Annotated in this window: 10 protein-coding genes and 1 other RNA gene; all 11 read left to right on the top strand. The window is 33.4% G+C overall.

Going from position 1 to position 9,262, the window contains the following annotated elements; translation table 11 throughout:
• Positions 1-14: 14 nt before the first annotated feature.
• The 11 genes from rpoD (at position 15) to BN3004_RS06840 (ending at position 9,256) form a co-directional block, all read left to right on the top strand.
• On the top strand, positions 15-1,268 hold the full coding sequence (gene rpoD, locus BN3004_RS06885) for an RNA polymerase sigma factor RpoD (protein ID WP_082244126.1): 1,254 nt from the start codon (positions 15-17) through the stop codon (positions 1,266-1,268).
• The gene (locus BN3004_RS06880) at positions 1,268-1,951 is read left to right on the top strand and encodes a tRNA (adenine(22)-N(1))-methyltransferase (protein WP_058260457.1); all 684 of its coding nucleotides are present in this window, start codon (positions 1,268-1,270) and stop codon (positions 1,949-1,951) included. The genes rpoD and BN3004_RS06880 overlap by 1 nt, the downstream gene beginning before the upstream one ends.
• Positions 1,938-2,705, top strand: coding sequence for a Nif3-like dinuclear metal center hexameric protein (locus BN3004_RS06875; RefSeq protein WP_058260456.1), 768 nt, complete (start codon positions 1,938-1,940; stop codon positions 2,703-2,705). Before BN3004_RS06880 ends, BN3004_RS06875 begins: the two co-directional genes overlap by 14 nt.
• A gap of 37 nt (positions 2,706-2,742) precedes the next feature.
• Positions 2,743-3,073: RNase P RNA component class A (gene rnpB, locus BN3004_RS08170), an RNA gene on the top strand.
• Between the two features lie 28 nt (positions 3,074-3,101).
• Complete coding sequence (locus BN3004_RS06870) at positions 3,102-3,605, top strand: QueT transporter family protein (protein WP_058260455.1); 504 nt, start codon at positions 3,102-3,104, stop codon at positions 3,603-3,605.
• Positions 3,605-4,636: an endolytic transglycosylase MltG gene (gene mltG / locus BN3004_RS06865; RefSeq protein WP_058260454.1), complete on the top strand. Its 1,032-nt coding sequence runs from the start codon at positions 3,605-3,607 to the stop codon at positions 4,634-4,636. Before BN3004_RS06870 ends, mltG begins: the two co-directional genes overlap by 1 nt.
• The gene (locus BN3004_RS06860) at positions 4,629-5,270 is read left to right on the top strand and encodes an O-methyltransferase (RefSeq protein ID WP_058260453.1); all 642 of its coding nucleotides are present in this window, start codon (positions 4,629-4,631) and stop codon (positions 5,268-5,270) included. The genes mltG and BN3004_RS06860 overlap by 8 nt, the downstream gene beginning before the upstream one ends.
• Position 5,271: 1 nt before the next feature.
• Positions 5,272-6,507 carry a peptidase U32 family protein gene (locus tag BN3004_RS06855; RefSeq protein WP_058260452.1) on the top strand — a complete coding sequence of 412 codons (1,236 nt, stop codon included), beginning with the start codon at positions 5,272-5,274 and terminating at the stop codon, positions 6,505-6,507.
• Complete coding sequence (locus BN3004_RS06850; protein WP_058260451.1) at positions 6,500-7,642, top strand: GspE/PulE family protein; 1,143 nt, start codon at positions 6,500-6,502, stop codon at positions 7,640-7,642. The genes BN3004_RS06855 and BN3004_RS06850 overlap by 8 nt, the downstream gene beginning before the upstream one ends.
• Positions 7,632-8,849, top strand: coding sequence for a type II secretion system F family protein (locus tag BN3004_RS06845; protein WP_058260450.1), 1,218 nt, complete (start codon positions 7,632-7,634; stop codon positions 8,847-8,849). The genes BN3004_RS06850 and BN3004_RS06845 overlap by 11 nt, the downstream gene beginning before the upstream one ends.
• Positions 8,850-8,863: 14 nt before the next feature.
• Positions 8,864-9,256 carry a prepilin-type N-terminal cleavage/methylation domain-containing protein gene (locus BN3004_RS06840; RefSeq protein ID WP_058260449.1) on the top strand — a complete coding sequence of 131 codons (393 nt, stop codon included), beginning with the start codon at positions 8,864-8,866 and terminating at the stop codon, positions 9,254-9,256.
• Positions 9,257-9,262: the final 6 nt, after the last annotated feature.

The raw sequence follows: 9,262 nt of genomic DNA, 5'->3' as shown, positions 1-9,262 counted from the left end.
AGGGAAGTGTTCTTATGAAGAAAGAAAAGAATGCTAAGACGAATAATATTCAAGAAGATAATTTAAATGAAGAGGCAATAAAGATAATAGAAGAAGAAGTCAGTGAAGAAAAAAGACAATCTATGTATAATCTAATTGATGCTAGCAGACAAAAGGGCTTTATCGAATATAGAGATATTGAAGATGGCTTGGACAAATATGATCTTAGTGAAGACGAGATTCTATCTTTCTACGACGCTTTAGATGCTGTGCAAATTACTATTGTCGACTCAAAAAACTCAGATGAAGAGGAGATAGATTTAGAAAAGGATCTTGATATTGTTTCTGATGATGAAGACGAAGATATTGATTTAGATGAATTAAGATCTTTTGAAGAAGAATTAAGCAAAGAAGATAAACTTGAAGCTATTAGAGAAAAAGGAAAGAACAAGGTTGTTATAACTGATGACCCTGTTAGAATGTATCTTAAAGAGATAGGACGTATACCACTATTAACATATGAAGAAGAGGTAGAACTAGCTAAGAGGATTGAATCAGGAGATCAGCAAGCTAAGGATCAACTAGCTGAAGCAAACCTTAGACTAGTAGTAAGTATTGCCAAAAGATATGTGGGTAGAGGTATGCAATTTTTAGATCTTATACAAGAGGGCAACATGGGCCTAATAAAGGCTGTTGACAAATTCGAACATAAAAAAGGATTTAAGTTTAGTACTTACGCTACATGGTGGATTAGACAAGCCATCACTAGAGCAATTGCAGACCAAGCAAGAACAATTAGAATACCAGTTCACATGGTAGAAACTATAAATAAACTTGTTAGAGCACAAAGACAACTAGTCCAAGAACTCGGTAGAGACCCACTTCCAGAAGAAGTTGCAGAGCTTATGAACATGGATGTAGAAAAGGTAAGAGAAGTTCAAAAGATAGCTCAAGAGCCAGTTTCGCTTGAAACACCTATAGGCGAAGAAGAAGATTCACACTTAGGGGACTTTATTCCAGATGAAGAAATACTTTCACCATCTGATGCAGCTACAAACACTATGCTTAGAGAGCAATTGATTTCAGTTTTAGATACACTAACAGATAGAGAAAGAAAAGTTCTAGCATTAAGATTTGGCCTTGACGATGGCAGGACAAGAACGCTTGAAGAAGTTGGACAAGCCTTTGACGTTACAAGAGAAAGAATAAGACAAATTGAGGCAAAGGCACTAAGAAAGCTTAAACATCCAAGCAGATCTAAAAAGCTTAGAGACTTCCTTGAACTATAATGAATTATTCTTTTAGACTTACTGAGATAGCAAAATCAGTTAAAGAAGGATCATCCTTAGTCGATGTTGGCTGTGATCACGGCTACATCGCTAAGATGCTTTTAGACTCAAATACCATAGTCAAAGTTATAGAGAGCGATATTAGTGAAAAATCACTTGAAAAGGCAAAGCTGCTTCTTTCAGGAGAAAAGTACATGGCCAAAGTTAAATTCATTGTGAGCGACGGACTCCTAGGCATTGACACAAGCACTTATGACACACTTTTAATTGCTGGCATTGGTGAAGAGACTATAATAAGTATACTAAATGAGAGCATTGATAAAGTAAGATCTTTTAAGCATATCATCCTGCAAGCTATGGGCGAAGGCTCAAACATAAGAAAGTATTTCATGGAGAATGATTTCTTTATAGAAAAAGAACGCCTCTTCATAGAGAAAGAGAAATACTACAGGCTTTACGAGATAAGAAATAAAAAGACCAATGTAGCTGACTATAAATTTCCTGTAAACTTTGATAGAAATGATATTTCTTACTTAAATACTTACTATGACAATGAGATTAAAAATATAAAGTCTATACTTCAAAAGATCAATAAAGAAAAGAACTTGAGTAAGTATAATGAACTAGAAGAAGAATTAAATAAAATTTTACATTACATGGAGAAGATCAATGAAAAAAGATAAAATTATTAGTGCAATTGAAAGCATCTTCCCAAAGGAGCACGCAGAGCCTTGGGACAATTCAGGATTGATTATAGATGCAGATAAAGAAGATATTAATAAAATTTATTTAAGCGTTGATCTATTATATGATAATATTAATGAACTGGATGATGTGGATATGGTCATAACGCATCATCCTTTAATTTTTAATGGCATAAAAGAGATTGACATGAGCGCGAGCTCAAAGCTCATCAAGTATATGATTAAGCATGACATAGTATACTACAGTGCGCACACTTCCTTTGATATACAAAGAGCAGGTTTTTATAAATTTTATGAAAATAAATTAGGCTTAGTCAATACAGACTTTGCCATCAAAGTAGACGATGGCTTGGGCTATGGCATAGCGGGCGAGCTTTATGATATGGATATAATGAGTTTAGCTAATAGAATAAAAGCCATAAACATGGCAAAGTACATTCAAGTTTATAAAAATAACGATAAGAATACAAGAGTAATAATATTAAATGGTAGTGGAAAAGATTTTTTAGACAATGTTCTTGAGAAAAGACCCGATACTCTTATAACATCAGACCTAGGCTACCACGATGTACAAGCACTAAGAAACGCGAAAATCAACTTAATTATGCAAGACCATAACAGTAGCGAAAGTGCTTTCGTTAATATCATGGAAGAACTTATCAAGAAAGATTTTGAAGACGCAGAAATCATAAAAAATTTCTCTTCTTTTACTGATAATATTGAAATATTATAGAAATTTTATAGATTTTGTAGTATAATTAAATTTGTAATGAGTAAACCAGATGGTTGCGTGCTTAGGCATGAGGAAAGTCCGTGCTCCGTAGAGCAGAATGCTGGATAACGTCCAGTGAAGGTGACTTCAAGGATAGTGCAACAGAAATAAACCGCCATATTGGTAAGGGTGGAAAGGCAGTGTAAGAGACTACCTACTTTTAGGCGACTAAAGGTGACATGTAAACCCCATTCGGAGCAAAACAAACAAGGATCAAAGGTTGCTGCTCGTAACCTCCTGTAAGGTAAGTTGCTTGATTTTAGTGGTAACACTAAAACTAGATAGATAACCATCTAATACAGAACACGGCTTATAGGTTTACTCATTTACATAAATTTTCAACAAGGGAGCAATGAAATGAAAGCAAAAACAAGTACAAAAACAATAACAATAACAAAAGCGGCAGTAATCGCCACACTATACACAATACTAATACTATTACAGACAGTATTACCATTCCAACAATTGACATTTGGACCAATACAATTAAGACTAGCAGAAGGACTTACAGTTCTTCCACTAATGGAGGCAGCTGCAGTACCTGGACTATTCGTAGGATGTTTAGTCTCAAACATTTTTTTATCATTTATGTCGGGCTATGGCATGATAGATATTATATGCGGAAGTTTAGTTACATTACTTGCAGCATATTTAACTAGAAAAGCAAAATCTAAATACTTAGCTATGTTACCACCAATTATTTTAAATGGTTTCTTAGTATCAATATGGGTGTCATATTTCTCTGGTATACCATATTTTACAACAGTTTTAGGAATCATGGGTGGAGAAGCAATAAGTGTTGTAGTATTTGGATCATTAATTTATTATATTTACGATAAAAGATTAAAAAAGGTGATTTAATGAAAAAAAGAAGAATAATTACAATAACTATACTAATACTTATAGTTCTTGCAATTATATGGAAGGTTAATTCATGCATATCAGGCATGTATAAGCCTTATGACCCAAATGATGATACTGAATACACTATAGAAATACCTGAAGGTAGCGGTGCGTCTTATGTAGCTAGAGAGCTTTATGAGATGAAAATCATTAGGAATGGTACTGCTTTTAAAGAAGTGCTAAAGGAAAATGACCTTGAAAAGCACATTAAGAGCGGTACATTCAAGGTGAAAAAATCTATGACTTTGCTAGAAATTGCTAATGTAATTGCTGGCGAAGCAGAAGAAGCTCCGAAGGGCGAAACTGTTAAAGTTACCATACCAGAAGGTTTTGAGCTTACACGTATAGCACAAAGACTTGAGGAAAAGGGCTTAGTATCTAGTGAAGAGTTTTTAAATGAATGCAAAAATGTAGATGAATACAAAGAAAAATATGAATTTTTATCAAGTATTAATAATGATACATTAGAAGGCTTTTTGTTCCCAGCAACTTATGATATTGCCATGGGTTCAAGCAGCAAAGAGATCATCACTATGATGCTTAATGCTTTTAACAATATTTATAGCAAGATTAGTGGGGAAGTTGATGACTTAAATAAGCTTATCACTTTAGCTTCTATAGTTGAGAGAGAGGCTAAACTTGAAGAAGAAAGACCTATCATTGCAAAAGTTTTCTTAAATAGAATCGATAAGAATATTAGGCTTCAATCATGCGCCACAATTCAATACGCACTTGGCGAGAGAAAGCCTAACTTAAGTAATGAAGATTTAAAGGTTGATTCGCCATATAACACATACACACATGATGGTTTGCCCCCTGCACCTATATGCAATCCTGGCGAAGCGTCAATCGTTGCGAGCCTTCACCCAGCTGATGTTGACTACTTATACTTTGTAGTTAAACCTGGTTCGGACGGTGCACATAATTTTTCTTCTGATTATAATAAGTTCTTAGATGATAAAAAGGATTACAAGAGTAATAATGATTAGTCAGTTTATTGATGAAGATGTTTTTAGCTATGTAGAAGATTTTTCTTCTGAGAGAGAAAAGTTTAAAGATTTAGTCTGCTATGCTGAAGAAAATAGAGTTCCTATAGTCTCACAGGATGTGGCTAGATTTTTAGAGTTTTTACTAAAAACGATTAAGCCTAAGAATATATTAGAGATAGGCTCGGCTATAGGCTATTCATCTTTGCTTATGCAAAATGCTTCTGGAGCTAATATATTTACTATTGAAAAAGATGAAGACACATTTAAGATACTAGAAAATAATCTTAAAGAATATGATAAAGATAATAAGATAAAAGCTGTCAATGACGACGCTATAAGCGTATTAAAAAAGATGGATAGAGAAGAGAAATTTGATTTTTGCTTCATTGATGCTAACAAATCACAGTATGAAGAGTACTTAAACTTAGTATACGATTTAACAAGTGAGAATGCCATCATAGTTATTGACAATATCTTATTCAGAGGCTATGTAGCTAAAGACGAAGACAATAAAAGATATAGAACAATAATAAAAAATTTAAAAAAATTTATAGAAGATGTTAAAAGCGATAAGAGATTTACAGCGAGTCTACTCACTGTTCACGACGGCTTATTGCTTTTAAGGAAGGAGTAAGATGAAAAAAGTTGAATTACTAGCACCAGCAGGAGACTTAGAAAAGTTTAAAACTGCGATACAATATGGAGCTGATGCTGTTTACTTAGCTGGAGACAAGCTAGGTTTAAGAACTGCTTCTAAAAATTTTAGCCTAGATGATATAAGGGAAGCAACGAAGCTTGCTCATGATTTAGATAAAAAAGTTTACTTAACACTTAATGTTATTTCACATAACAAGGATCTAGAAGGTGTTGATGAGTATATACAAAGCTTAGATGAAGCAGGTGTAGACGCATTTATAGTTTCAGACCCTGGCATATTTCAAAAGGTAAAAAGACTTGCACCAAGCAAAGAGATTCATATAAGCACTCAAGCTAATATCACAAATACTGCTACAGTAGAGTTTTGGAAAAGCCTTGGGGCAGATAGAGTTATCTTGGCTAGAGAATTAAGCTTAAATGAAATAATAGAAATAAAAGATGAAGTTAAAGACAGTATAATGATTGAGACCTTTGTTCATGGAGCAATGTGCATGAGCTACTCAGGTAGATGCCTTTTATCAAACTACATGACAGGCAGAAGCGCTAATATGGGCGACTGCGCACATCCATGTAGATACAAATACTATCTTATGGAAGAGAAAAGACCTGGTGAGTACTTCCAAATAACAGAGGATGAAAATGGCTCATACATCATGAACTCAAAAGACCTTTGCATGATTAACTACATTCCTGAGCTTATTGAAGCAGGAGTTGATTCATTCAAAATCGAAGGTAGAGTAAAGTCTGAATATTATGTAGCGACAGTCATTAACCAATACAGAAGAGCTATAGATGATTATTATGAAGATATTGAAAAATATAATTACAATAGAGACAATAATATTTATCTAGAAGAGATAGAAAAAGTTAGTCATAGAGACTTTACTACAGCCTTTTTCTTTGGCGATGTGAAGGAAGCCTCATTAACTTATGACAATTCTTCATATATCAGACTATATGATTTCGTTGCGAAAGTTCTTGACTATGATGAAGACAAAAAGCTAATGAAGGTGCAAGAGAGAAATAAGTTCTCTATAGGCGACGAAGTAGAGATATTTGGACCAAAGTTTTATGACAAATTCACCATAAACGAGATCTACGATGAGGACATGAACGAGGTCGACAATATAAATACACCTATGAAGGAAGCTTATCTAGCATATTATAAGAAGGTTGAATACAATTATATGATAAGAAGGAAGGCCAATGAATAGATTATCTTCTCTATATGATGATAAAGGCATAGTAGAGATACAAAGCAGTAAAGCTGAAGAATTTATTAAAAATACCATAGACTACGCCATTGATAATAGAGCTAGCGATATACACTTTGAACCTTATAGTAAGTATATATTGATTAGGCTTAGAATTGATGGCGAACTTGTGTTTTTTAAAAAGATTAATAAAAGCTCTTATCAAAACATTGTCAATATAATCAAGATTAAGTCCGATTGTGATACTGCGATTAAATTTGCTCCACAAGACGGAAGATTTAGTCACGGCGATGTTGACCTAAGGGTTTCCTTTATCGAGGCTATTTATGGAGAGAAAATCTGTATAAGAATTTTAAACAATAAAGAGATGTTTACCATTGACAATATAGGTTTGTCAGACAAGGCAAAAGAACTATTTAAAAAGATAGTTAAATATAAATATCAAATGACTATAATCACTGGACCAACAGGCTCAGGCAAGAACTCAACTATGTATACTATGCTTAACAACTTAGACAAGGAGCGTCTAAGCATAGTTAGCGTTGAGGATCCTGTTGAGTACAGAGTTAACGATATTGATCAAATTGAAATACATGATTACAAGGACATAACATTTGCAAATACACTTAGGGCCATACTTAGACAGGACCCTGATGTCATAGCCATAGGTGAAATAAGAGACGAAGAATCTGCACAGATAGCTGTAAGAGCTTCTCTAACTGGTCACAAGATTATTACGACTCTACATAGTATGAGCCCCGTAACTAGCATCAACAGACTTTTGGAGATGGATGTAGAGGCTTCGTATTTATTTACCTCATTAAATGCTATAGTCAATCAACGTCTTGTAAAACGTTTAAAGTCATCGTATGATGATATTGATTTTACTGATGATACAAGTGACAGCGTGTACTACGGTAGAATTGCTGTCTTTGAAATAATGCTTATCAATGACAAGATCAGAGACCTTTTATTAAAGAACAATACAAAGCTTACAAGTGAGATTTATAATGAGATGAAGAAATTCACTGACTACGTTAGCTTTGAAGATTCTATAAATTATCTACTTGAGCATAAGTTTATAGACGATAAGACTTATGATGAGTTCAAAGAGGGCGATATCAATGAAATTTGAAATCACTTTTGAAGATGGAAGGACAAAAAGCTTAAGAGCTAAAAACATTTACGAAGCTTTTAAATTAACTAAAGAAAAAGATATTGACTTTATGCACGTCCAATACTTTAGGCCAGCAAAAATCTATAGAGCGCTTAAGATCAATAGTGTAAGCAAAAAGCATATTGCTAACTTCTTTAGAATCATCGCCTTTAATCTAAAGATAAATAATAACCTGCCACAAATTTTAGAGCAAATGTATAACAACTCATCAGCTCTTAGCGATCCACTTAAGAATTATTATTTACTAATCAAGGAGCTTATAGAACACGGCTTTACTTTATCAGATATATTGGCAAAGCTTGATATACTTGACAATTTATCCTTATTAAGTCTTAGGATAGCTGAAAAGTCAGAGCATATAAAGTCAAGCAAAAACTCAAAAGACTTGTCAGAGCAAATACTTGAGATTAGTGAAAATCTTTATGAAAAAGAAGAGTATAAAAACACTATAAACAACATCATGATTAAGCCAAAATTTTTAATGTTGACTTTACTTGCTTTTATAATTATGATTATAGTCTTCTTAGTGCCGCAATTTTCTTATTTATTTGATAACGACATGAACTTAATGCCTGATAGCTTAAGAATACTTCTAGTCGTTAGCAATTCTATTAAAAATCATTACATATATTATATCGCGGCTATATTTATAATAATTATAGTTTTCGCTATACTAAATAAGAACGACGCTTACCTTTATATCAAGCAAAGATATTTACTCGAATCGAAGAACGGTTTATATAAGTATAGAGTAAATTACAGAATTTTGTATTATATGCTTAGCATGCTTAGATCAGGCAGCAAAGTTAATGAGATTTTTGATTTCTTTGCAAAAAATTTTGATTTGGTATACTTAAGAAAAGAGTTCGAAAGAATGACTAAGATGCTAAATGAAGGAGAGACCCTGCAAAACGTTCTTGACTCTAGCTATATATTTTTAGATGATGTCAAGACCATACTTATAACAGGATATGAATCAGAGCACTTAGTTGAAATTATTGAAAACGTTCTCTCACTATACAAGAGAGATTTAAAGAGAAGACTAGATAAGTTTGTAAATTCTATCGAGCCACTTATGACCATAATCATGGGACTAGTGATTATGCTAATACTTGTAATGGTATTTAAGCCGATGTATGACTCGATGACTAGTATTATTTCATAGGAGGAGGAAATATTATGAAGAACTTTAAGAAGAAAAAAGGTTTTACTTTTGTAGAGATAATTATCTCTATAGCGATAGTTGCTATACTTATAGCTGTTGCTATACCTGCGTACAAAGCGATTAAGACTAGCGCTGAAAGAACTGCTCACAACGCCAATGTTGATCAAATCAGTTCAGTTGCTTTATTATACTTTACTGATTTTCCGGACGATCCTGATGTAACATCAGATGAATTATACGCTCAAGGATATTTAAAGAGTAAAGTTACAGTTCCTTCATCAATACCTGCTGGAGACGGTAATACAAGCAGGATTTATACTGTGACTCATGACGATCAAGGTGTTATAACAGTTAGCCCAGACAAGGTAGAAGCTAAGAAGAAGAACGAGACCGGAACTGGTCATTAATTTAAT

This window comes from Fenollaria timonensis (assembly GCF_001457835.1).
GTDB lineage: Bacteria > Bacillota > Clostridia > Tissierellales > Peptoniphilaceae > Fenollaria > Fenollaria timonensis.
This window is presented reverse-complemented; position numbering and strand designations above follow the sequence as displayed.

Excerpts from the sequence above, each read along its gene's own strand:
- rpoD (WP_082244126.1), top strand. The coding sequence starts at position 15 with ATGAAGAAAGAAAAGAATGCTAAGACGAATAATATTCAAGAAGATAAT.
- BN3004_RS06880 (WP_058260457.1), top strand. The coding sequence starts at position 1,268 with ATGAATTATTCTTTTAGACTTACTGAGATAGCAAAATCAGTTAAAGAA.
- BN3004_RS06875 (WP_058260456.1), top strand. The coding sequence starts at position 1,938 with ATGAAAAAAGATAAAATTATTAGTGCAATTGAAAGCATCTTCCCAAAG.
- BN3004_RS06870 (WP_058260455.1), top strand. The coding sequence starts at position 3,102 with ATGAAAGCAAAAACAAGTACAAAAACAATAACAATAACAAAAGCGGCA.
- mltG (WP_058260454.1), top strand. The coding sequence starts at position 3,605 with ATGAAAAAAAGAAGAATAATTACAATAACTATACTAATACTTATAGTT.
- BN3004_RS06860 (WP_058260453.1), top strand. The coding sequence starts at position 4,629 with ATGATTAGTCAGTTTATTGATGAAGATGTTTTTAGCTATGTAGAAGAT.
- BN3004_RS06855 (WP_058260452.1), top strand. The coding sequence starts at position 5,272 with ATGAAAAAAGTTGAATTACTAGCACCAGCAGGAGACTTAGAAAAGTTT.
- BN3004_RS06850 (WP_058260451.1), top strand. The coding sequence starts at position 6,500 with ATGAATAGATTATCTTCTCTATATGATGATAAAGGCATAGTAGAGATA.
- BN3004_RS06845 (WP_058260450.1), top strand. The coding sequence starts at position 7,632 with ATGAAATTTGAAATCACTTTTGAAGATGGAAGGACAAAAAGCTTAAGA.
- BN3004_RS06840 (WP_058260449.1), top strand. The coding sequence starts at position 8,864 with ATGAAGAACTTTAAGAAGAAAAAAGGTTTTACTTTTGTAGAGATAATT.